Source organism: Croceibacterium mercuriale, assembly GCF_000802385.1.
Classification (GTDB): domain Bacteria; phylum Pseudomonadota; class Alphaproteobacteria; order Sphingomonadales; family Sphingomonadaceae; genus Croceibacterium; species Croceibacterium mercuriale.
In genome coordinates this window covers 943935-966300 of record NZ_JTDN01000002.1, presented here as the reverse complement: position 1 = coordinate 966300, position 22366 = coordinate 943935, and the positions used below count along the sequence as shown (strand labels likewise).

The 22366-nt window shown below is 68.9% G+C and carries 19 protein-coding genes; 9 read left to right on the top strand and 10 right to left on the bottom strand.

Annotated elements, in window-relative coordinates; translation table 11 throughout:
- Positions 1-20: 20 nt before the first annotated feature.
- Both PK98_RS13960 and PK98_RS13955 read right to left on the bottom strand, forming a co-directional pair.
- Complete coding sequence (locus PK98_RS13960; protein WP_039097421.1) at positions 21-1700, bottom strand: GH35 family beta-galactosidase; 1680 nt, start codon at positions 1698-1700, stop codon at positions 21-23.
- Between the two features lie 59 nt (positions 1701-1759).
- Positions 1760-4159: a TonB-dependent receptor gene (locus PK98_RS13955; RefSeq protein WP_039097420.1), complete on the bottom strand. Its 2400-nt coding sequence runs from the start codon at positions 4157-4159 to the stop codon at positions 1760-1762.
- A gap of 208 nt (positions 4160-4367) precedes the next feature.
- On the opposite strand from PK98_RS13955, the gene PK98_RS13950 reads away from it, so the two are divergent.
- The 4 genes from PK98_RS13950 (at position 4368) to ald (ending at position 8535) form a co-directional block, all read left to right on the top strand.
- Positions 4368-5072 (top strand): response regulator, encoded by a 705-nt coding sequence (locus tag PK98_RS13950; RefSeq protein ID WP_039097419.1) that lies wholly within the window; start codon positions 4368-4370, stop codon positions 5070-5072.
- A 36-nt stretch (positions 5073-5108) separates the two neighbouring features.
- The gene (locus tag PK98_RS13945) at positions 5109-6458 is read left to right on the top strand and encodes an ATP-binding protein (RefSeq protein ID WP_039097418.1); all 1350 of its coding nucleotides are present in this window, start codon (positions 5109-5111) and stop codon (positions 6456-6458) included.
- Positions 6459-6580: 122 nt separating this feature from the next.
- Positions 6581-7264 (top strand): carbonic anhydrase, encoded by a 684-nt coding sequence (locus PK98_RS13940; protein WP_039097745.1) that lies wholly within the window; start codon positions 6581-6583, stop codon positions 7262-7264.
- Between the two features lie 155 nt (positions 7265-7419).
- Entirely contained in the window at positions 7420-8535 is a 1116-nt protein-coding gene (gene ald, locus PK98_RS13935) for an alanine dehydrogenase (RefSeq protein WP_039097417.1), read from the top strand.
- 6 nt (positions 8536-8541) lie between these two features.
- Here the strand turns inward: ald and PK98_RS13930 are convergent, their stop codons facing one another.
- Both PK98_RS13930 and PK98_RS13925 read right to left on the bottom strand, forming a co-directional pair.
- On the bottom strand, positions 8542-8943 hold the full coding sequence (locus PK98_RS13930) for an acyl-CoA thioesterase (protein ID WP_039097416.1): 402 nt from the start codon (positions 8941-8943) through the stop codon (positions 8542-8544).
- Positions 8940-11036: a S9 family peptidase gene (locus PK98_RS13925; RefSeq protein WP_052208723.1), complete on the bottom strand. Its 2097-nt coding sequence runs from the start codon at positions 11034-11036 to the stop codon at positions 8940-8942. The genes PK98_RS13930 and PK98_RS13925 overlap by 4 nt, the downstream gene beginning before the upstream one ends.
- A 52-nt stretch (positions 11037-11088) precedes the next feature.
- Between PK98_RS13925 and PK98_RS13920 the strand changes: the two genes are divergently transcribed.
- The 4 genes from PK98_RS13920 to PK98_RS13905 all read left to right on the top strand — a co-directional run bounded on the left by PK98_RS13920 (position 11089) and on the right by PK98_RS13905 (position 15781).
- On the top strand, positions 11089-12894 hold the full coding sequence (locus PK98_RS13920; protein ID WP_039097414.1) for an aminopeptidase P family protein: 1806 nt from the start codon (positions 11089-11091) through the stop codon (positions 12892-12894).
- A gap of 186 nt (positions 12895-13080) precedes the next feature.
- A complete protein-coding gene (locus tag PK98_RS13915; RefSeq protein WP_052208721.1) occupies positions 13081-13614 on the top strand; it encodes an EF-hand domain-containing protein in 534 nt (177 codons plus the stop codon).
- Positions 13615-13617: 3 nt separating this feature from the next.
- Positions 13618-14376: a response regulator gene (locus PK98_RS13910; protein WP_039097413.1), complete on the top strand. Its 759-nt coding sequence runs from the start codon at positions 13618-13620 to the stop codon at positions 14374-14376.
- 4 nt (positions 14377-14380) lie between these two features.
- Positions 14381-15781, top strand: coding sequence for a sensor histidine kinase (locus tag PK98_RS13905; RefSeq protein ID WP_039097743.1), 1401 nt, complete (start codon positions 14381-14383; stop codon positions 15779-15781).
- Between the two features lie 211 nt (positions 15782-15992).
- Here the strand turns inward: PK98_RS13905 and PK98_RS13900 are convergent, their stop codons facing one another.
- From PK98_RS13900 to PK98_RS13885, 4 genes are all read right to left on the bottom strand, one after another.
- Complete coding sequence (locus PK98_RS13900; protein ID WP_039097742.1) at positions 15993-16655, bottom strand: LolA family protein; 663 nt, start codon at positions 16653-16655, stop codon at positions 15993-15995.
- Between the two features lie 106 nt (positions 16656-16761).
- A complete protein-coding gene (rpmG, locus tag PK98_RS13895; RefSeq protein ID WP_039097412.1) occupies positions 16762-16929 on the bottom strand; it encodes a 50S ribosomal protein L33 in 168 nt (55 codons plus the stop codon).
- A gap of 132 nt (positions 16930-17061) precedes the next feature.
- Positions 17062-17466: an alternative ribosome rescue aminoacyl-tRNA hydrolase ArfB gene (gene arfB, locus PK98_RS13890; protein ID WP_039097411.1), complete on the bottom strand. Its 405-nt coding sequence runs from the start codon at positions 17464-17466 to the stop codon at positions 17062-17064.
- Positions 17459-18127: an RluA family pseudouridine synthase gene (locus PK98_RS13885; RefSeq protein ID WP_039097410.1), complete on the bottom strand. Its 669-nt coding sequence runs from the start codon at positions 18125-18127 to the stop codon at positions 17459-17461. Before PK98_RS13885 ends, arfB begins: the two co-directional genes overlap by 8 nt.
- 61 nt (positions 18128-18188) lie before the next feature.
- Between PK98_RS13885 and uvsE the strand changes: the two genes are divergently transcribed.
- Entirely contained in the window at positions 18189-19301 is a 1113-nt protein-coding gene (gene uvsE / locus PK98_RS13880) for a UV DNA damage repair endonuclease UvsE (RefSeq protein WP_039097409.1), read from the top strand.
- A 36-nt stretch (positions 19302-19337) separates the two neighbouring features.
- Here uvsE and PK98_RS13875 read toward each other — a convergent pair whose 3' ends face one another.
- Entirely contained in the window at positions 19338-20510 is a 1173-nt protein-coding gene (locus PK98_RS13875; protein WP_039097408.1) for a pyridoxal phosphate-dependent aminotransferase, read from the bottom strand.
- Positions 20498-22321, bottom strand: coding sequence for an aminodeoxychorismate synthase component I (gene pabB / locus PK98_RS13870; RefSeq protein ID WP_039097407.1), 1824 nt, complete (start codon positions 22319-22321; stop codon positions 20498-20500). Before pabB ends, PK98_RS13875 begins: the two co-directional genes overlap by 13 nt.
- Positions 22322-22366 lie beyond the last annotated feature (45 nt).

Genomic DNA, 22366 nt, shown 5'->3' with positions numbered 1-22366 from the left:
CTCGGCGTGAGCCGGCCTGCTCACCGGTAGCGGTACAGCTTGACCTCGTGCACCCGTCCCTCGGCGGCGTCCTTGGTATGGAGGCGCAGCACCTGCCCCTGCCCGTTCTCGTCGCCGTTCAGCCGGCGCCCGCGCACCAGCCGGCCATCGCGCAGCACCAGTTCGTCGATACTGTCCAGCCCCACGATCCCGGGGCCCGGCGTATCGGCGGTGAAGGTGATGACGGCATCGCCGCTGCCCACCACCGTGAAGGCATCCGGGGCGGTCTGCAGGAACATGGCCGCCACCCGGCTGCTCGTGTCGACGCGACCGTCCGGCCCTTCGGCCCGCACCATGTTCACGGTGTATTCGCCGACCCGCAAGCGCCCGGCGCGCTGCGCGGCGCCTTCCATGATGATCGTGCTGGCCTGACCCTCTGCCTGCTTCTGCAGCAGCAGGGGTGCCAGGGGTGCCAGCCGCGCATAGAGGCCGGCGATCGCTGTATCGTCCGCACTGCCGGTGCCCACCCCGATGCTCGCATCGCCCGCCGCCGGCGGTGCGGCGGCGCCATCGATGCCGAAGGGCGAGAAGCCGATCGCCCGCAACGAGCCATAGGCATACAGCGCATTGGCCGCACCTTCCGGCCCGCCGCGCGCCTCCGGCACGAACAGCGGGTTGCCCGGCACCGCATATTGCGCCGCCCATCCGCCGAAATCGTCGAAGTAGATGTCGGGCGAGAAGAAATCGAGGCTCGGCGCCCCTGCGCGCCAGATGTCCAGCGCGTGCGGCAGGGGCCCGCCGGAATTGTACTGCCCGGGTTCGTAGTTCGGCCGGATCAGCGCGGCATTGGTGAACATCGGCAGCGCATATTGTGCCTTCCCCGCCGCAGTCACCCCTTCCAGGAAGGTGGCATAATGCCAGGCCATGAACAGGCTGTCGGTCATCGATCCGCTGCCGAACACCTGTTGCCAGCTTCCTTCCGTCAGGCCGCCGGCATCCTCCCACGCGGCGCGCAGGTCGCGGTTCAGCCGGGGGCGGTTGGCCGCCAGGTGCTGCATCAGTGCGGACGGGACCGGGCCGGCGAAGGCCGCCTCCGCCGCGGGCGAATGGTCACGCGACTGCGGGATGGTGCCGACCTCGTTCTCCACCTGCACCATCAGCACGGTCTGCCGCTCGCCATCCACTGAGCGCAGATGGCGCATCAGCTCGGCAAAGGTGCGCGCATCGGCATCGCGCGCCGCGGTGCTGAACGGGGTCAGCCGTTCCGTCCCGCGTCCGTCGCTCAGCTCGACCCGGGCAAACCGCTCCTGGTCCCGCTTGACCCAACTGGGCACATAGCTGGAGAAGGTGTTCTTCCACGATCCGAACCATAGCAGCACCAGCCGCATGTCATGCGCCCGCGCCTGTTCCAGCATGCCGTCCAGGTTGCGCCAGTCGAACCGGCTCTCCTCCGGCTCGACCGTCTCCCACGCGACCGGCACCAGCACGGTGTTGAGGTGCATCGCCTTCAGCCGCGGCCAGACCGGTTCCATGTAGGCGGCATCGCTGGTGCTGGAATTGGCGGTCTCCCCGCCCAGGATCAGGAACGGCGCGCCATCGACGATCAGCTGCGTCGCCGCGCCGCGCTGCTCCAGCCGGGGCAGGTCCTGCGCCCTGCCCGTGCCGCTGATGCCCAGCGCGAGCGCAAGCCCCGCCAACGCCATGCCGATCCGGTTCCGCATCCTGTTCCGTCCTTTGTTATCGGTAACAGTCTGCCGTGCCCGCGCGGGTTACGCAATCGTCAGAAGGCGAAACCCAGCTGCACGAACCATTCCCGCGGCCGGGCAAAGATCCGCTCGGCATAGCCCAGCGTCGCCAGCGAGGCATTGCCCTGGATCAGATAGCGTTCGTCGAACAGGTTGGAGACACCGGCGGTGACGTTCCAGCCCATGTCCTCGTTCACCAGCCGCAGGGACGCGCTGCCGACGAAATATCCGTTCTCCTCGATCTCCGGCACGCTGCCGGTGATGAACACGGTCTTGGCCGTGTAGCTGCCGTCGAACCGGGGTGTCAGCGCGTAGTTCGGCCCTAGCGGGAATTCGTAGGCGACCGAGACGTTGCCCTGGAAGGACGGGGTCAGCGGCAGGTCGTCACCCGGCTGCACGGTGGCGGTGGCGCCCGGGATCGCGGTTACGGACAGGATGTCGTCATCCAGCAGGCTCATCCCCGCATCCACCGTCAGCCCGCTGTCGTGCCGCCAGTTCGCCTCCGCCTCGAAGCCGCGGATGCGCGCCTCGCCGGCATTGAACAGCAGCGGCACCGGTCCCTGGCGGAACACCAGCTGTATGTCGGTATAGCTGGCTTGGAACGCGGCGAGGTTCAGCCTGAGGTCGCCCCAGTCCGCCTTCGCGCCCAGTTCGTAGCTGTCGACCGTTTCCTCGTCGAACGGGATCGGCCGGTTGCCAGGAGGCGCCGCATTGTAGCGGGTGTTGAAGCCGCCCGACTTGAAGGAGCGGGCGTAGGAGGCATACAGGTTGAGCCAGTCCGTCGCCTCCCACGCCGCGGTGGCGGAGCCGGTCAGGGCGGAGAAGGTCTGCCGGTTCAGATCGGTGTAGATCAGCGACGGGCCGCCTTCGGGGATCGACAGGGTCGGCAGCGGATCGGGGTCGGGCAGGGTCAGCGGGTTGATCGACAGGGCCACGCCGGTGAAGCTCTTGCGGTCGGAGGTGTAGCGCAGCCCGCCGGTCAGCTCCACGCTGTCCGTCACCTCGACCGACACCTCGCCGAAGGCAGCGAGGGAGCGGGTTTCCAGCTCCGCCACCTGCAGGTCGCGCGTGCCCGGCCCGCCCGCCAGCAGCCGCGCGATCACCGGCGGCGATGGCGGGAAGGACAGCGGGATGGACGACCGCTCGTTGGTGTCCTCGTCGAAATAGTAGCCGCCGACGATGCCGCTGATCCCGTCGCCGGCATATTGCAGCTGCAGTTCCTGGCTGAACTGTTCGGCCCGGCCGCCAACATCGGTGGTCAGGATCAGGAACGGCGTGTTGTCCGCATCGCGGATGCCGCGCGACTGCGTGGACCGGAACGCTGTGATGCTCTTCAGCGTCAGCTGGTCGGTCAGGTCGTAGCTGGCCGTGCCCGAGACGCCCCATACCTCCGACATGCTGCTGACGTCGGCAGTGCCGCCATTGCGGTATGGCTCCGTTGCCTGGAAGTCGTTGGCGCAACGCGGATCGTCGATGTTGGGCACGAAGGGCGCACCGAACCGCCGGTCGCCAGGCACCAGCGGAGCAAACGGGATGGTCGCGCCGGGGCAACCTGCCACCACGCTGGCGATGGCGGGCACGGGCGCGTTCTCGTTGATGCCGGCAAAGGTGAACGGTGCGCCGTTCTCCTCCCGCTTGGTGTAGTCGGCGCGGATCGCCAGATCGAGGCCGGGCGCCACGTCCCAGCGCAGCGATCCGCTGAAGGTATGGACATTGTCATTGCCCAGGTCGAGGCCGTCCACCAGCCGCAGCACATAGCCGTCGCGATCGCGGAAGCCGCCCGACACGCGCATCGCGGCATTGTCGCCCAGCGGCACGTTGGCCACGGCAAAGCCTTCGCGCAGATCGTACGATCCCACGCGCAGCCGCCCGCTCAGGCTGGTCTCGCCAAGTTCCGGCATCCGCGTGCGGACCAGGATCGCGCCGCCGATCGTGTTGCGCCCGAACAGCGTGCCCTGCGGTCCGCGCAGCACCTCCACCGATGCGATGTCGCCGAACTCGATCGTGCCGCCGACGGAACGCCCGACATAGACCTCGTCGATATAGATGCCGACGCCGGGGTCGACCGCCGCGCCCGGATCCACCTGGCCGATGCCGCGGATGAACACCACGCTGGCCGCGCTGTTGCCCGACAGCTGCCCGGCGGGCTTGAACTGCAGGCTGGGCGTGATCCGCTCCAGATCCTGCGTCTGGGTGATCTGCCGCGCCTGCAGCTGTTCCGCATTGAAGGCGGAGATAGCGATTGGGGTTTCCTGCAGCGTCTCCTCCCGCCGGCGGGCGGTCACCAGGATCTCGGCAGTGGCGGGCGCAGGTCCGGTCGCGCTCTCCGGACGGGGCACGTCCTGCGCCCCGGACGGCGACGCGACCAGCGCAAGCGGGGCAGCGGCCAGCAGCAGCGCGTGGCGAAGATACACGTATCCTGTCGGGTGCATCATTGTTCTCTCCCTGATGCCACCCCATACCTGCCGCAATGGCGGGGGACGGCTTGATGAAGATCATATAACGGTGGATGGGTATGCACAATAACAATGAGGCGGCAGATGCCGGTATCTGCCGCCCTTGCCGCCTTCGTCCCGGACAGGCACAAGGCGGCCACACCCTGCCCGGTGGCAGGACCGGGAAAGGCCAGCAGCAGCGCGCGCGATGAAGATCCTGATTGTTGAAGATGACGGCCCCTTGCGCCTGCTGATTGGCCGGACGTTGCGTGATTACGGGTTCGAGACGGTGGGCGTGGGTTCCGCGGCGGAGATGCAGCCGCTGCTGGACAGCGACGGTTTCGACCTGCTGGTGCTGGACATCATGCTGCCCGGCACCAACGGGCTCGACATCTGCCGGCGGGTGCGCGCGACCAGCGCGATCCCCATCATCATCATCAGTGCCCGCGGGCAACAGACCGACCGGATCGTGGGGCTGGAGCTGGGCGCGGACGACTACCTGTCCAAGCCCTTCGGCGCGGACGAGCTGGTGGCCCGCGTGCGTGCCGTGCTGCGCCGGACCAGCGGCGCGGTTGCCCCGCCGGCGGACAATCGCCGGCGGCAGATCACCTTCGAGGGCTGGACCATCGTGGAGGAACGGCGGGAGCTGCACGCGCCCGATGGTCACGAAGTGCCGCTGTCCGGCGCCGAATACGATCTGCTGATCACGCTGGTCGGCTCCGCCCAGCGGGTGGTCAGCCGTGACTACCTGCTGGAACAGTCGCGCAAGCGCATGTCGGGCGCCTCCGACCGCAGCATCGACGTGCTGGTCAGCCGCCTTCGTTCCAAGCTGGGCGAACATGGCGGCGACGCGCTGATCAAGACGGTGCGCGGCGTCGGCTACATGTTCACGCCCCGTATCGAGCGCCAGTGAGCAGCCGTCGCCGATGAAGGCCGGGCGCATCCGTCCATGAGCCGGGTCCATCTCTGGCCGGTCAGCCGCGTCCATCTCTGGCCCGCCAGCCTGACCGGGCGGGTCACGCTGGTCCTGCTGGTCGCCATCCTGGTGGAGTTCGGCGGCACCGTGCTGGTGTTCGGGGAAGCCGAGCGGCTGCTGCTGCGGACCGGGCAGGCGCAGCGCGTGGCCGAGCAGGCGGTCGCGGCGGAGCAGGTGCTGGGCCAGCTGCCGCGCGACATGCGGCAGCGGATCGCCCCCGGCCTGTCGACCCGCCATGTCGTGTTCGCCGCATCCGACAATCCGCCGGCGGCCGGGCGGCAGTCCGACATCACCCGCGCGGCGCGCGCCGCCATGCTGCAATGGGAGCCTGCGCTGGAGGAGGATGCGCTGCGCGTGGGTCTGGCCGGCCGCAGCTTCGGCGCGCAGCGACTGCAGGGCGGCATCCGCACGGCCGATGGCGGATGGATCCTGTTCCGCCTGCGCGAACCGGTCAGCCACTGGCATGCTTCGCTGCAATGGCTGGCATCGCTGGTGTTCCTGGCCGGCGCCGTGCTGCTGGCCGCCGTGCTGCTGGTGCGGACCATGGCCGCGCCCTTGCGCGCGCTGGCCGATGCGGCCGACCGGATCGGGGTGGGGCGGCAGCCGATCCTGATCGAGCCGGGCGGCCCGCAGGAAATGCGCCAGCTGGCCGAAGCGTTCAACGCCATGCAGGCGCGCATCGGCGAGCTGATCGACAGCCGTACGGAGGCCCTGCTGGCTGTCAGCCACGATCTGCGCACGCCGCTGTCACGGCTGAAGCTGCGGCTGCACGGGCGCCTGCGCGAGGGCGACCAGCAGGAACTGCAGGCCGACGTCGCGGAAATGCAGGCAATGCTCGATTCGCTGCTCGCCTATCTGGCGGACGGGGCGGAAGGCGGCGAGCGGGTGCGCACCGATCTGGCCGAACTGGTCCGCTCCGTGGTTCACAATGCGCGGGCCGTGGGGGCGGAGGAGGTCACGCTGGAGCTGGATCGGCCGCAGCTGCACGCCGTGGTGGATGCCGGCGCGATCCGCCGGGCGGTGACCAATCTGGTCGAGAACGCGCTGCGCCATGCCGGCGACGCGGCCGTGTCACTGGCGGTCACCGGCGATCAGGCGATCATTGCCGTGCGTGATCACGGTCCGGGCATTGCGGACGACCAGCTGGCGCAGGTCACCGTGCCGTTCTTCCGCGGCGACGTTGCGCGCGCGCGCGACACCAGCGGCATGGGCATGGGCTTGGCGGTCGTGGAGCGGGTGGCGCAGCAGCATGGCGGCCGGCTGCACCTGGCCAACGCCGAACCGGGATTGCTGGCGGAGCTGATCCTGCCGCTGGGGCATTGAATGCCTGCGCACAGCACGCAATATTTTGTTACAACGGCGATGCACGGCAGCAATGGCGGCCATCCATTTGCACGCGTCGAATGGACCGCAACGGCGGCAACCGCATGAACGGAGCAGATCGCATGGAAATCGGCAGTGGCGTCGCGCGCTTTCAGGACCAGGTCCACAAGCAGCAGCAGGAACTTTTCCGCACCCTGGCGCGGGACGGGCAGAGCCCCAAATATCTGATGATCAGCTGCGCGGATTCGCGCGTGGTGCCCGAACTGATCACGCAGGCCGACCCGGGCGACCTGTTCGTGTGCCGCAATGCCGGCAACATCGTGCCGCCCTTCGCGGTGAAGAATGGCGGCGTGTCCTCGACTGTGGAATTCGGCGTAATGGCGCTGGGCGTGACCGAGATCATCGTGTGCGGCCACTCCGACTGCGGCGCCATGAAGGGCATGTTCAATCCGGCCGCGCTGGAGGCCATGCCCAACGTGAAGGCTTGGCTCGCCCATGCGGAACCGGCGTTCGAAGTGGTCAAGGAATGCTATGGCCATTTGGACAAGGACGGCCAGGTCGCGGCGCTGACACAGGAAAACGTCGCCATTCAGCTGGTCCACCTGCAGAACCACCCCTCTGTCGCGGCAGGCCTCGCCGCTGGCCGGCTACAGCTGCATGGCTGGGTGTTCGACATCGAGACCGGCAAGATCAAGGCGCTGGATCACACCGGCACGTTCCAGGACTTCCACGCCGGACCCGACATGCCGATCGCCGTTCCCCGCCGCGAACCCAAGGGCAGCGCGGCCGCTGCCGAAGCGGCCTGATCCCGGACCGGCCGCCGCGATGACCTGATCGCGCGCTGTCCCCGAACATGGAACCCGGTGGCGCAGAAAATTGCGCCGCCGGGTTTTTTTGTTATCCCGCGACTCTGCACCCGGTGCTATATGGCGGGCAACAAACGGAGTGGAGAGGAACACCCATGCGCATCGGTTGCCCCCGGGAGATCAAGAACCGCGAATATCGCGTCGGTCTCACCCCCGAAAGCGTCAAGGAACTGGTATCCCACGGGCATGACGTGTGGGTGGAGGCTGGTGCCGGCCTCGGCATCGGTGCCGATGACGCTCAGTACCGCACCGCCGGCGCCCGCGTGGTGGATGGCCCGCAAGCGATCTTCGCCGAATGCGAGATGATCGTGAAGGTCAAGGAACCGCAGGCCGAGGAACGCGCCATGCTGCGCGAGGGCCAGCTGCTCTACACCTATCTCCACCTCGCCCCCGATCCGGAACAGACCGCCGATCTGGTGAAGTCGGGCGCGACCTGCATCGCCTACGAGACGGTGACCGGCGCCGGCAACACGCTGCCGCTGCTCAAGCCCATGAGCCAGGTGGCGGGGCGCATGAGCATCCAGGCCGGCGCCACCGCGCTGGAAAAGGCGCATGGCGGACGCGGCGTGCTGCTGGGCGGCGTGCCGGGCGTGCTACCGGGCAAGGTGGCGGTGATCGGCGGCGGCGTGGTCGGCTTCAACGCGGCGCAGATGGCTGCGGGACTGGGTGCCGACGTCACCATCCTGGATCGCAGCCCCGAAGTGCTGGAGCGTGTCGGCACCTATTTCGAGGCACGCGCAAAGACCCGCTTTGCAAACACCGCCAATGTGGAAGACGCCGTGATGGAGGCGGACCTGGTGATCGGCGCGGTGCTGATCCCCGGAGCCGCTGCGCCCAAACTGGTGACCCGCGCCATGCTGCCGCGCATGAAGCCCGGCGCGGTGCTGGTGGACGTCGCCATTGACCAGGGCGGCTGTTTCGAGACCAGTCACGCGACCACCCATGACGACCCGACCTACATCGTGGACGGCATCGTGCATTACTGCGTCGCCAACATGCCCGGCGCGGTGGCGCGGACCAGCACCTATGCGCTCAACAACGTCACCCTGCCCCACGCGCTGCGCATGGCCGAACTGGGCTGGCGCGACGCGCTGCGCAGCGATCCGCACCTCGCCAACGGGCTCAACGTCCATGCCGGGCGCGTCACCTACCCTGCCGTTGCGCGGGAGCTGGGCTACGAGGAACTGACGCTGGAAGATGCGCTGGGCTGATCGCGCTCAGGCCGGCGGCAGGAACGGGGCTGACACCTCCGCCGGCACCCGCATCAGCCGCCCGCTGGCGCGATCGATCATCGCCCAGGTGGTGCGGGCACGGACCAGGTCCTTGCCGGCTGCATCACTGAACGTCACGAACCGCTCGAACCGGGCGCCGCTCGGCCCTTCGCGGATCTCCGTCACCGCCGTGACCACTTCGCCCGCCGTGACGTTGCCGCGATAGTCGATCTCGTGCCGGGTCACGACCCAGGCATAGCGCGCCACGTCCTCCGGCCGCCCATCCGCCATCCAGTGCGCGGTGGCGACCTCCTCCATCCAGCGCACCCAGACGGCGTTGTTCACATGGCCCAGCTCGTCGATATGCTCCGGCCCGGCGGTGAACTGCATGGTGAAGCGGTTGCTCAAACGGCGACTCCCAGCTGCCACAGGATGAAGGCGAACTCCTCCGCCGTCTCCTCCAGGCTCTGGAACCGGCCGGACTTGCCGCCATGCCCCGCGCCCATGTTGGTCTTCAGCAGCAGCTCGTTGCCGTCAGTCTTCAGCTCGCGCAGCCTGGCGACCCACTTGGCCGGCTCCCAATAGGTGACGCGCGGATCGTTGAGGCCGGCGGTCACCAGCAGCGGCGGGTAGGCCTGCGCGCGCACCTGGTCATACGGGCTGTAGCTGCGGATCAGCTCGAACGCCGCCTGGTCCTCGATCGGATTGCCCCATTCCGGCCATTCGCCCGGCGTCAGCGGCAGGTCCGGGTCCAGCATGGTCGCCAGCACATCCACGAACGGCACATGCGCCACCACCGCGCCCCACAGCTCCGGGTCGGAATTGATCACCGCCCCCATCAGCTCGCCTCCGGCGCTGCCGCCCGAAATGCTGATCCGGCCCGGCACCGTGTAGCCTTGCTCGACCAGGCCCTTCGCCACATCGACGAAATCGTTGAAGGTGTTGGTCCGCCGCTCCAGCTTGCCGGCCTTGTACCAGGCGCGGCCCAGATCGTCGCCGCCACGGATATGCGCGATGGCATAGGCAAAGCCGCGATCCACCAGGCTGAGGCGCGTGGTGGAGAAGCCCGGCTCGATCGCCATGCCGTAAGCGCCGTAGCCATACAGGTGCAGCGCGTCGGCGGCGCCACGGTCGCGGCGGTACATGACGCTGACCGGGATCGCGGTGCCGTCTCGCGCGGTGATCTCCAGCCGCTCCGTGGTGTAGAGCTCGCGGTCATATCCGCTGGGGATCTCCTGCACCTTCAGCAGCTCCAGCCGGCGTTCGCCGACATGGTAGTCGAAGGTGCTGGACGGGCTGACCATGCTTTCATAGCCGACCCGCAAGCTGTCCATCGCCCATTCGGGGTTGTTGCCGAAGCCGGCGGAGTAGCTGTCCTCCGGGAACTCGATCGCCTCGATCCGCGCGGGATCGTCGTAGTAGCGGACCTCCAGCCGGTCGAGCCCGGCCAGCCGCCCCTCGACCACGTAGAAATCGCGGAACAGGTCGAAGCCCGTCAGGTAGAACTGGTCGGTGCCCTCGATCAGGCTGGTCCACTCGCCGGGATTGTCGATCGGTGCAGTGGCCAGGCGGAAGTTCTCGTGACCGTCATTGGCGTGGATGAACAGCACGCCGTCGCGCTCGTCGACGTCGTACTCCACGCCCACCTGCCGTTCGCGCACCAGCAGCGGGGTGGCCAGCGGATCGTCGGCGGGGATCAGGCGGACCTCGCTGGTCTCGTGATCGCCGGTGCCGATGACCAGCCACTTTTCGTTGGCGGACAGGCCGGCGCTGACCCGGAAACCTTCGTCATCCTCGTGATACAGCTCGACATCGGTGTCGTTCGGCTGGCCCAGCCAGTGCAGCCGGGCATTGTCCGTGCGCCACTGCTCGTTCGCCAGCGAATAGACCAGCCCGCGATCGCCCGCGACCCAGATCAGAGATGACAGCGTGCCTTCGATCGTGTCGGGCAGGTGCTCGCCCGTTGCCAGCACCTTGATCCGCACGTCGAACCGTTCGGAACCGTCATCGTCGATGGAATAGGCCAGCAGCGTGCCGTCATGGCTGACGCTGATCGCGCCCAGCCGGAAGTAGTCCTTGCCCGCCGCGAGCGCGACCTCGTCCAGCAGCAGTTCGTCCGGGCCGCCGACCACGGGCTTGCGCCACCACTTCTTGTATTCGGCGCCTTCCTCGAACTCGATCCAGTACAGCCAGTCGCCATCCTTCTGCGGCACGGACTGATCGGCTTCCTTGATGCGCGCGCGCATTTCCGTGAACAGCGTGTCCACCGCACCGCGATGCGGCTGCATCCGCGCCTCGAACCAGGCATTCTCCGCCGCCAGGTGCGCCAGCACGTCGGGATCGGTCACCTCCGGGTAGCCGGGATCGCGCAGCCAGGCATAATCGTCAGCGACGGTGATGCCGTGATGCGTGACGCTGCTGGGGCGCTTGGCGGCGACCGGCGGGCTGGTCGGGGCGGCAGAAGCGGCGGGGTTCGCGCCGCTGGTGTTGGCATCATCCATGACGGGCATCTATGACCGGCCCATACCGACCGCAAGCGAGGACAGATTTTCGATGCCCACCCAGACACACGCGAACCGCCTGCAGGCGCTGCGGGCCGAGATGGCACGCCAGCAGCTGGCCGGCTGGATCGTGCCCATCGCCGACGAGCACATGAGCGAGTATGTCGGCGCCTACGCCCAGCGGCTGCACTGGCTGACCGGCTTTGCCGGCAGTGCGGGCAGCGCGGTGGTGCTGGCGGACGATGCGGCGGTGTTCGTCGATGGTCGCTACACCATCCAGGTGCGCGAGCAGGTGGATGGCGGCCTGTTCCGCCATATGGGTACTCCCAAGGACGACCCGCTGCGCTGGATCACCGCCACCGCGCCGGCCGGCGCGCGCATCGGCTACGACCCGTGGCTGCACACCGCCGGCTGGGCGAAGGACGCCGCCGACCTGCTGGCAGAGGCCGGCATGGAACTGGTCGCCACGCCGGCCAATCCGCTCGATGCCGTGTGGCAGGACCGCCCCGCGCCGTCGCCCGCCCTGGCCGTGCCCCATGACGATGCGCTTGCCGGCCGCAGCAGCGCCGACAAGCGGGCCGAGCTGGCCGAGGCGCTGAAGGCGCGCAAGCTGGACGCCGCCATCGTCAGCGCGCTGGATTCGGTGGCCTGGCTGCTCAACATCCGCGGCGCCGATGTGAACCACACGCCGGTCGCGCTGTCCTACGTCATCGCCCACGCCGACGGTACGGCGGAGCTGTTCATCGCGCCCGAAAAGGTCGGGCCGGACCTGCAACGCCATCTGGGCAATGCGGTGACCGTGCGCGAGCGCACCGCCTTCGAAGGTGCGCTCACCGACCTGGCCGGCCGGCGGGTGCTGGTCGATCCGGCGTTCGGTGTCGCCGCCATCACGCAGGCGCTGGAGGCGGCCGGCGCGACCGTCGTGACGGAGCGTGATCCCACGATCATCGCCAAGGCGGTCAAGCACCCGGCCGAACAGGCCGGCCACCGGGCGGCGCAGGCGCGCGACGGCGCCGCGATCGTGCGCTTCCTGCACTGGCTGGCGACGGAAGTGCCCAAGGGTGCCGAGACGGAGCTGAGCGCGGCGGCCCGGCTGCTGGCCTTCCGGCAGGCGACCGGGATGCTGGTGGACACCTCCTTCGACACGATCTCCGCCGCCGGCCCGCATGCCGCCCTGCCGCATTATCGCGTGGACGAGGGCAGCAACCTGCCGATCCGGCCCGGCAGCATCTTCCTGGTCGACAGCGGTGGCCAGTACCGTGACGGCACGACCGACATCACCCGGACCGTGTGGATCCCCGATGCCGCCGGCACGCAGCCGACGCCTGCGCAGCGCGACCGCTTCACCCGCGTGCTGCAGGGGCACATCGCGCTGGACCGGCAGACCTTCCCCGCCGGCACGATCGGCGGGGAGCTGGACGTGCTTGCCCGCCAGTTCCTGTGGGCGAACCAGGCCGATTACGCGCACGGCACCGGCCACGGGGTCGGCAGCTTCCTGGCCGTGCATGAAGGGCCGCAGCGGATCGCCCGGCTGAAGGGCGGGCAGGCCGGCACGACCGAGGAACTGGTCGCCGGCATGATCCTGTCCAACGAACCCGGCTATTACGAGGCGGGCGCCTACGGCATCCGCACGGAAAACCTGATCCTGGTCGTTCCGCGCGACGATGCGGGCCAGTGGCTCGGCTTCGAGACGCTGACCTTCGCCCCGATCGACCGCACGCTGGTGGAACCCGCGCTGCTCAGCCCGGAGGAGATCGCCTGGTGGAACAGCTATCACGCCCGCACGCGCGATCTGCTGGCACCGCAGCTGGATGGTCCGGCGCTGGCCTGGCTGGAGGAGGCTTGCACCCCGCTGTGACAGGCTTGCACCCCGCTGAACGCAGCCGCCGCCGGACGACAAACTGCGACACTTCTGCCGGTTTCCGGCAAAGCCCTGTTACGACCGGGTTCTAGAAGGGCCACCATGGACAGCGGGCGACGGGCTCCCCCTCCCCTGACCGGCGCACCGCTGTCTCGCCCCTCTTGCCCTTACGGGAGACCTGACATGAAGATCACTTCCCTGCTTGCCTTGGGTTCGGCCGCCGCCGCGCTGCTGGCAATTCCCGCCATCGCGCAGGACGCCGCCCCCGGCACGCGCCCGGCCCGGATGATGGCTGACACCACCCGCGCCCAGGCCGAACAGACCGCCACCACCATGTTCGCCCGCATGGACGCCAATGGCGACGGCACGCTGGATGCCGCCGACCGCGCCGCGCAGCAGCAGGCGCGCTTCGACCGGCTGGATACCGACGGCAACGGCCAGCTGAGCCCGGCCGAGTTCACTGCCCGCCCCGAGCGGGCCGGGCGCGGCCAGCCCGGTCAGCGCGCCGACCGCCGCGGGGATCGCGGCGCAGGCATGCGGATGCACGGAATGCCGGCCGAGGGCACCACGCAGGCCCAGTTCGTCGCCACCGCGCTGGAGATGTTCGACCGGGCCGATGCCGACAGCAACGGCACCGTGACCCGGGAAGAACGCCGCGCCGCCCGGCCGCAGCGCGCCAGCCGCGCGGGCGGCACGCCGCCTGCGACCATGCAGTAAACCGTGACGGCACCCCCATCAGACCAGGGCCCGATCCGGCTGCTGCTGGTCGATGACGAGGCGACCCTGCGCGAGCCCCTGGCGGACTATCTGGTTCGGCAGGGGTTTGCCGTGCGGGAGGCACCCGATGCCGCGCGCGCGCGCAGCCTGCTGATCGAGGAGCGGCCCGACCTGGTCCTGCTCGACATCATGATGCCGGGCGAGGACGGCCTGTCGCTGTGCCGCCATCTGGTGGAAACGCGCGAGCTGCCGGTCATCCTGCTGACCGCGCGGGGCGAGGCGACCGACCGGATCATCGGGCTGGAGATCGGCGCCGACGATTACGTGGTCAAACCGTTCGAACCGCGCGAGCTGGTCGCCCGCATCCGCTCCGTCCTGCGGCGCGCCACCCGCACCCCGGTCGTGGCGGAGGAGGACGCGCTGTACGAATTCGACAAGTGGCAGCTCGACCCGCTGAAACGGCGGCTGACCGATCCCGAAGGCACGGTGGTGCCGATCTCCTCCGCGGAGTTCCGGCTGCTGGTCGCCTTCCTGTCCCACCCGCGCCAGGTGCTCGACCGCGACCGGCTGCTGGACATGGTGCAGGGGCGCGAGGCGCATCTGTTCGACCGGGCGGTCGACAACCAGGTCAGCCGCCTGCGCCGCAAGGTGGAGGTGGACAGCCGCGACCCTCGCCTGATCCAGACCGTTTGGGGCGGCGGCTACCGCTTCGCCGCCGATGTCCGCCGCGTGGTGCAAGCCACCCCGCGCACTGGCGGCTGAGCCGATGGGCCCGCTGCACCCGCGACACTGGCTGCCCAAGAGCCTGCTGGGCCAGATGCTGCTGGCGGTCGCCGCCGCGCTGCTGGTGGCGCAGGGCATCTCCGCCGCGCTGCAATTGCAGGCGGCGCGGCAGCGTCAGGAGGCGCGGGCAATCAGCACGCTGGCCTTTCAGCTGGTGTCGGAACCGCGGATGGAGTTCGGCCAGCCGCCGCGCCATCGCGACACTTCGCGCTGGCGGCGCTTGCGCATCCAGCGCACCGCAACCTTCCCGCTCCTGCCCGGCGAGCAGCGTGATACCGCCCGGGAAGCCGCGCTGCGCACCATCATGGCCGAGCAGGGCATCAATCCCGCCCAATTGCTGGTGACCACGCGCATCTGGCGGAGCGATCGCTGGGTGATGGGCCAGCTGGCCGATGACGGTGATCTGCTGCGGCAGGACTGGCTGGACTACCCCTTCATGCTGGCGGCCATGAAACGGGCCGGTGACGGGCAATGGACAGTCGCGCGCGTCCCTGTGCCGCAGGATGGCAACCGCCAGATCGGCCGCCTCGTGCTGCAGACGCTGCTGCTCTATGTCGTGCTGGTCGGTGGTCTGGCGCTGCTGTTGCGCCGGATCACCCGTCCGCTGGCGGCGCTGACCGCGCGGGTGGAAAGCTTCGCCCGCTCCCGTGACCCCGCCGGACAGCTGGATCCGACCGGGCCGCAGGACATGCGCCGGCTGATCGTGGCCCACAATGCCATGGAAGCACGCATCGCCGCGCTGCTGGACGAAAAGGACGTCATGCTGGGCGCGATCGGTCACGACCTGAAGACTCCGCTGACCGCGCTGCGCGTGCGCATCGAATCGGTGCCCGACACCGCCGAGCGCGGCCGCATGGCCGCCACGATCGAGGATATCGTCCGCTCGCTGGACGACATCCTGTCGCTCGCCCGCGTGGGCCGCCCCGGGGAGGAGCCTGAGCGCACCGACCTGTCCGCGCTGCTGGATGCGGTGGTCGAGGAATATGAGGACATGGGCGAGCCGGTGGTCATGTGCCCCGGCGACCGCCTGCCGATGATGCTGCGCGCATCATGGCTGCGCCGGGCAGTGCGCAACCTGGTCGACAATGCCATCCGTTATGGCGGCGGCGCGCGCGTTTCGCTGGATCGCACGCCCGGTCTGGCGATCGTGCGGGTGGAAGATGACGGGCCCGGCATCGCCGAGGATGCGCAGGCGGCCATGCTGCTGCCCTTCGCCCGGGGCGAGAGCTCCCGCAATCGCGGCACAGGCGGCGCGGGCCTGGGCCTGACGCTGGCACGCGCGATTGCCGAACAGGATGGCGGATCGCTGCATCTGGTCAACCGCCGTGGTGCCGATGGCACGGTAGAGGGTCTGACCGCCGAACTTCATCTGCCGATCCGCTGAGCGCACCTGCACGCCGGACATGAAAAACCCCCGTCCCGGGGGCTGTGGGACGGGGGTTCCTCTTGAGCGTTCGTCACGCTTCACAAGGCGCAATGGCAAGCAGCAGGGCAACAGGGGGGAAACCTGCTGCGCCGCACCCTGTGACATCGGTATATGCGGCAGGGGCTTGCTACAGAATGAATAGCACCCTCCGCTTTTGTATCCGTATGTGTCAGCGGCGGTTCGTGGTCCGGCGCGGATCCGTATAGGTGAAGGTCCGGTCGGGCACGGCCATGCCGTAGCGCTGGTTCGACAGGCGCACGGTGGTACGCGTGTTCTGCGCATCCAGCGCCACCCAGCTGGTCAGCTCCAGCCCGCCAGGGGCCGCGGCGTTGCGGGTGAACACCAGGGTGATCGTGCCATATTCCGGCTTGCCCGGATCGCGCACCGCCACGCTGATGACGTTGGGGTTGCCGGTGGGGACCAGCCGGCCATACCGGCGAACGTCGCGATTCGGATCCAGCAGCGCGCCCAGCGGCGAATTGCTGATCGGATAACGCTGCACCTGCCGCACATCATAGTCGATCAGCGTCAGCGCGCGCCCGTCCGACACGACCAGCATGTTCACGTCGCGGCTGTACTGGAAGCGGATGCGGCCCGGCCGCTTCAGCGTCAGCGAGCCGCCGACGGTGCTGCCATTGCGGTCGGTCTGCGTGAAGTCGGCCTGCATCGTGCTGATGGCGCGCAGCGCACCCACCACCTGATCGAGCTGGTCACCCCGGGCTTGTGTTCGGGCTTGCGCCTGAGCCTGCGCCGGAGCGGCGGGCACGAGCATCGCCGACGGCGCCGCCAGTGCGAAGGCGGCGGCGGAAAGAAGGTATTTCGTATAGATCATGATGCGGCCCTGTGCCCGTGGCATTGAACCGCAGCTTAATCCTGCCGCGCGGCGCCTGTTCCCCGGAAGGGTGTTCGCGACGGCGCGCAATGGCAGGACCGCCAGCTTACTTGATCTTGCCTTCCTTGAACTCGACATGCTTGCGCACGACGGGATCGTACTTGCGGAAGGTCATCTTCTCGGTCGTGTTGCGCGGGTTCTTCTTGGTGACATAGAAGAAGCCGGTATCGGCCGTGGAGTTCAGCCGGATCTTGATGGTTGCTGGCTTAGCCATGGGTCCAATTCCACTATCACGTTAGGGGGCGAGACGCCCGAAACAACAGGGGCGACGCACAGCGGCGCCGCCCATCGGGTGCGCCTGTGCGTCAGGCCCGCGCCGGAGTCAAGCCGGAGTCAGGATCGCACCCTACCAGTCGACCTTGCCGCGATTGGCCTTTACGGTGCTGCGGACCTTCTTGCCCGCCAGCCGTTGCACCTTGCCCACCCGGTTGACCCGGCTCTTGGCGCGGGTCTTCGGTTCCACCAGCGCTTCCGTGATCAGCTCCGCCAGCCGCTCGCGCGCATCGGCCCGGTTGGCTTCCTGCGTGCGGTGGCGCCGCGCATCGATCATGATCTCGCCCCGTCCGTTCAGGCGGCTGCCGGCCAGCCCCTTCAGGCGATGGAACACCTCCGGCGTCAGGCGCAGCTGGTAGATGTTGACGCGCAGCTGCACCGCGCTCGCCACCTTGTTGACGTTCTGCCCGCCCGGGCCGCTGGCGGTGACGAAGCTTTCGCTCGCCAGTGCCAGTGCGCGGGCGATCACCTCATTCATCGGCGGGGGTGTCATCCACGAAACCCAGCGCGAGGAAGTCCGCCGGCATCGGCGCAACCGCGGCGGCCGGATCCTTGCCTTCCCGCGGCATGGTCAGCGCGGCGGCATGCAGCATGGTGCGGCGGATGCCGGCCTTCTGGCCATAGACCGGATCACCCAGCAGCGGGATGCCGATGCCGCTGGCGGCATGGACCCGGATCTGGTGGGTGCGGCCGGTTTCCGGCAGGAACTCCACCAGCGCGCGCCCATTCTGCACGTCCAGCACGCGCCAGCGGGTCAGCGCGGGCTTGCCCTTCTTGGCCGGGATCATCCGCCAGCCATCATCCGCGCTGCTGATCTTGGACAGGTTCAGCTCGATCACACCCTCGCTCTCCGCCGGCACGCCGGCCAGCACGCCCAGGTAGCGCTTCACCGGCAGGCGCGCCTCAAACGCGGCGGAGAAACGCTTCAGCGCCTTGGGATTGCGCGCCAGCAGCAGGCAGCCGGACGTGTCGGTGTCCAGCCGGTGCACCGCCGCCGGCTCCCGCTGAAATCCCAACCGCAGGCCGGGCAGATGGTCGGTCAGGGCCGGCCCTCCGGCACGCGGCCGATCGATCGAGAGCCCCGCGGGCTTGTTGATGATCAGCGCTTCGGCGTCTTCGTACAGGATCGGCAGGGTCATGGCGGCGCCCTTAACAGGCTTTTCGCAGGACCGATATGGCAGGCAGCGGCGTTGCCCGCGCATGACTGATCCCACCTATCCGCTGCGCCTGGGCTTTCCCGTGAAGGTCATGGGCCGCCCGGGCGTGAAGACCCAGGACACCCGCCGCTGGCAGAAGGACCCGCACCTCAGATGCTCGCTGGAGCTGCTGGACGGCGTGCTCGATTACCTCGCCAAGGTGCGGATCGACATGTACCGACTGTCATCCGACATCGCGCCCTATGCCACCCATCCCGACATGCCGCAGTTCCATTCGATGGTGGCGGATTCCGATGCGGAGCTGCGCGCCTTCGGCCGCAAGGCGAAGGATCTGGGCATCCGCCTGTCATTCCACCCCAGCCAGTATGTGCTGCTGAACTCGCCCGATCCGGAGCTGACAGCCAAGAGCATCTGGGACCTGTCGTCCCAGGCCGAGATGCTCGACCGGATGGAACTGGATGACGAGGCGGTGATGATCACCCATGTCGGCGGCGTTTACGGCGATCCGGAGGCATCGCGCGCGCGCTGGATCGAAGGCTGGAACAAGTGCCCCGAACATGTGCAGCGCCGGCTGGTGCTGGAGAATGACGACATCCGCTTCAGCGCCGCCGATGTGCTGTGGATCCACGAACGGACCGGGGTGCGGCTGGTATTCGACTACCAGCATTTCTGGTGCCTCAATCCCGAACGGCTGGAGATCCGCGACACGTTCGAGCGGTTCGTGAACAGCTGGCCGGAAGGCTGCCGGCCCAAGATGCACTTCTCCTCACCCCGGACCGAACTGCGCGAGATCAAGCAGAAGATCGTAGCCGGCGCGAAGCCGAAGAAGGGCGAACTGCTGCTCAACAAGCCCAAGCCCGGCGCGCGGATCAAGACGGTGCTGCGCCCGCCAGTGTGGACCGGGCACAGCGACTTCACCAATCCGTTCGAATTCGCCACCTTCATGCGCATGGCCGAAGGGCTGGTGTTCGACGTGATGCTGGAGGGCAAGAGCAAGGACCTGTCCCTGCTGCGCCTGCGCGGCGACCTGGTCCGCTACGCCCCCGACGTCGCCGCCCGCTTCGGCGTCACCGATGCCGCCCTGGCGGACGAGGCACTGGTGATGGCCAACGCCAATGCGGAGGACGAACCGGATGTGGATGAGGGAGAAACCTGATCGCGATGTTTCCCCGGGGAAACATCGCCATTGTGGTTATACCAGCGCAGCGGCAATCCGCGTCATGGCCGCTGCCAGCACTGCCTCGTCCGCGGCGAAGCTGATACGAAAGCCGAACGTGCCGCCAAAGGCACTGGCCGCGACCACCGCTACGCCAGCTTCGAGCAGGTGTAGCGCCAGCGCATTGTCGTCGCCGCCGAACCGGTCTTGCAACGGTGCGGCATCCACCAGGCAATAGAACGCGCCGTCGGGTACCGGCGTCGACAGGCCGGGTACCGCGTTCACCGCCGCCACCACCTGATCGCGCCGGCGGCGGAACGTCTCCCGCCAGTCGGCCAGGAAATCCTGCGGTCCGGCAAAGGCCGCCACCGCCGCTGCCTGGCTGATGGAGGCGGGATTGCCGCAGGCGTTGGATTGCAATCGCCCCAGCGCCTCGACCAGCCAGGCCGGACCGGTGGCGACCCCGATGCGGAAGCCGGTCATCGCATGGCTCTTGGACACGCCGGACACGGTCAGCACACGCGGCGCCAAGTCGGGCTGGCGCGCGGCCAGCGTCACATGCGGGGCGCCGGTATAGATCAGCGGCGCATAGATATCGTCCGACATGACCAGCACGTGCGGATGGCGCCGCAATACCGCGGCCATATCGTCCAGCATCGCGGCCGGGAACACCGCACCGGTCGGATTGCCGGGGCTGTTCAGCAGTAGCCAGCGCGTACGCGGCGTGATCAGCGCCTCCAGTGTCGCCGCATCGAACCGGAAGCCGTCGGCCGCGCTGGTCTGCAGCGGGACCACGGTGCCGCCGGCGAAGCGGACCATCTGGGGGTAGGATACCCACCAGGGCGCGGGAATGATGACCTCGTCGCCCGGCCCCACCGTGGCCGCCAGCGCCTCGAAGATCGCCTGCTTGCCGCCGGCGGTGACGATCACCTGCGCCGGGTCGGTCGGCAGCGCCAGATCGCGCGCGAAATGCAGTGCGGCGGCGGCCTTGAGCGTCGCGGTGCCGGTCACCGGCGTGTAGCGCGTGTCACCTGCATCCAGTGCGGCATGGGCGGCGGCCAGCACATGCGGCGGGGTGGCAAAGTCGGGCTCCCCCACGGAGAGCGAGATGATGTCGCGCCCCTCGGCCCGGAGCGCGCTGGCCCGGTCGGTCATGGCGGTGGTGGGACTGGCGGCGATGCGCTGCAGCGCGGGGCTCAGATACGGCATGCGATCAGCCGGGCCGGCATCAGCCCGCGCAAGGCATTGCCGAGCAGGAAACCGTCGGCGAGATCGTCCAGCGTCAGCGCGCCTTCGGTCGCGCGGCCTTCTTCCAGCAGCGCGCGGCGGGCGACACCCGGCAGCAGGCCATGGGCCAGCGGCGGGGTCACAAGCCGACCGGCCCGCTCCACGAAGATGGAGGTGAAGCTGCCTTCGGTCACGAAGCCGTCCGGCCGCACCAGCACCGCCTCCTGCGCGCCGGCAGCGTGCGCGACATCCAGCGCCTCGGCATAGAAGGCGCGCTCGGTGGTCTTGTGCCGCAGCCGCCAGTCGCCCGCGCTGACCGGCAGGGGCACGGGCAGCACCGGCACAGGCCCGCCCAGGGTTGCGGGCAGAGCGCTGCTCTCCAGCGCCATCGCGCCGGATCGCGCCAGCACCAGCCGCAGCCGGGCCGGCGCGGACAGGTGGCCGAGCGCCTGCTCGATCGCCGCCGCAATGGCGGTCCGGTTGCAAGCGAAGCCAAGCGCAGCCGCGCTGCGCTCCAGCCGGTCGAGATGCAGGCGCAGCAGCGCGATGCCGGTGTCGGGCGTGGCATGCATCGTCTCGATCAGATCGTGCCCGCCGGCACGCCCGCGCAGGAAGCCTCCCTTGACCTGCGTTTCGCGCCACTCGGCCAGACCATCGCTGTCGGCGACGATCGCCCCGCCCACGCCCATCACCGCCTGGTGTCGGCCATTCTCGCCTGGAGCCAGGCGCACGGTGCGGATCGCGACGGAGAAGCTGGCCTGCTCGGCCCCGCCGGCATCCGCGCCGATCCGCCCGATCGACCCGCAATAGGGGCCGCGTGCGTCCGGCTCCACCGCGTCGATCAGCTCCATTGCGCGGATCTTGGGCGCACCGGTGATCGAACCGCAGGGGAACAGCGCCCGCAGCACGTCCATCGCGCCTTTGCCCGGCACGAGGTCGGCGCTGACGGTGGAGGTCATGGCGTGGACGGTGGGATAGGTTTCCACCGTGAAGGCGTCGCTCACCCGCACGCTGCCCGGGGTCGCAACCCGCGCCAGATCGTTGCGCAGCAGGTCCACGATCATCAGGTTCTCCGCCCGCTCCTTGGCGGAGGCGGCCAGTTCGGCGGCCAGCACGGCATCCTCGGCGGCGTCGACCCCGCGCGGACGGGTACCCTTCATCGGCCGGGTGGTGATGGTGCCGCCGTCCAGCGCGAAGAACAGTTCGGGGCTGAAGCTGAGCAGCCAGTGCGACCCGTCGAACACCAGCGCGCCATGCCCGCCCTTCGCATCATCGCGGATGGCGGCATACAGCGCGAAGGGATCGCCTGTGGCGCCGCCCGCCAGTGGCAGGGTCAGGTTCGCCTGGTAGATGTCGCCGGCGTTGATCGCATCCTGCAGCCGGTCGAATGCGCCGAGGTAATCGCCGATGGTGCGCGCGGGATCCAGCGGACCGATGCTGGCGGCGATGTCACCGCCAGCGCCGCCATCCTGCGCGGCCAGCCATGTGGGGACGTCGGCAATCGGTTCGGCCTGCGCGAACAGGCCGAACCATACCAGCGGCCCGGTGGCACCACTGCGCGGCGCCGCGCGTTCGGCCAGGCGCGGCTCCAGCGCCAGTCCGGCCTCGTAGGCGAGATAGCCGGCCAGCGTGCCGCCGTGCTCCCGCCGTGCGGCGTCGGCCGCCGCCAGCACCGGCAGCACCTCGTCCGACGTGCGCGCCACGAACAGCTGCGCGGGATCGCGCAGCAACATCGCGCCCGTGCCATCATCACGGGCATCGTCCAGCAGCACGAATGGGGCAGGTGCAGACATGGGCGGATGATCTAGCCGCAATTGCCCGCATGTCTATCGTCTGGC

Coding starts and splice junctions, on each gene's coding strand:
- PK98_RS13960 (WP_039097421.1), bottom strand. CDS start 1,700: ATGCGGAACCGGATCGGCATGGCGTTGGCGGGGCTTGCGCTCGCGCTG.
- PK98_RS13955 (WP_039097420.1), bottom strand. CDS start 4,159: ATGATGCACCCGACAGGATACGTGTATCTTCGCCACGCGCTGCTGCTG.
- PK98_RS13950 (WP_039097419.1), top strand. CDS start 4,368: ATGAAGATCCTGATTGTTGAAGATGACGGCCCCTTGCGCCTGCTGATT.
- PK98_RS13945 (WP_039097418.1), top strand. CDS start 5,109: ATGAGCCGGGTCCATCTCTGGCCGGTCAGCCGCGTCCATCTCTGGCCC.
- PK98_RS13940 (WP_039097745.1), top strand. CDS start 6,581: ATGGAAATCGGCAGTGGCGTCGCGCGCTTTCAGGACCAGGTCCACAAG.
- ald (WP_039097417.1), top strand. CDS start 7,420: ATGCGCATCGGTTGCCCCCGGGAGATCAAGAACCGCGAATATCGCGTC.
- PK98_RS13925 (WP_052208723.1), bottom strand. CDS start 11,036: ATGGATGATGCCAACACCAGCGGCGCGAACCCCGCCGCTTCTGCCGCC.
- PK98_RS13920 (WP_039097414.1), top strand. CDS start 11,089: ATGCCCACCCAGACACACGCGAACCGCCTGCAGGCGCTGCGGGCCGAG.
- PK98_RS13915 (WP_052208721.1), top strand. CDS start 13,081: ATGAAGATCACTTCCCTGCTTGCCTTGGGTTCGGCCGCCGCCGCGCTG.
- PK98_RS13905 (WP_039097743.1), top strand. CDS start 14,381: ATGGGCCCGCTGCACCCGCGACACTGGCTGCCCAAGAGCCTGCTGGGC.
- PK98_RS13900 (WP_039097742.1), bottom strand. CDS start 16,655: ATGATCTATACGAAATACCTTCTTTCCGCCGCCGCCTTCGCACTGGCG.
- rpmG (WP_039097412.1), bottom strand. CDS start 16,929: ATGGCTAAGCCAGCAACCATCAAGATCCGGCTGAACTCCACGGCCGAT.
- arfB (WP_039097411.1), bottom strand. CDS start 17,466: ATGAATGAGGTGATCGCCCGCGCACTGGCACTGGCGAGCGAAAGCTTC.
- PK98_RS13885 (WP_039097410.1), bottom strand. CDS start 18,127: ATGACCCTGCCGATCCTGTACGAAGACGCCGAAGCGCTGATCATCAAC.
- uvsE (WP_039097409.1), top strand. CDS start 18,189: ATGACTGATCCCACCTATCCGCTGCGCCTGGGCTTTCCCGTGAAGGTC.
- PK98_RS13875 (WP_039097408.1), bottom strand. CDS start 20,510: ATGCCGTATCTGAGCCCCGCGCTGCAGCGCATCGCCGCCAGTCCCACC.
- pabB (WP_039097407.1), bottom strand. CDS start 22,321: ATGTCTGCACCTGCCCCATTCGTGCTGCTGGACGATGCCCGTGATGAT.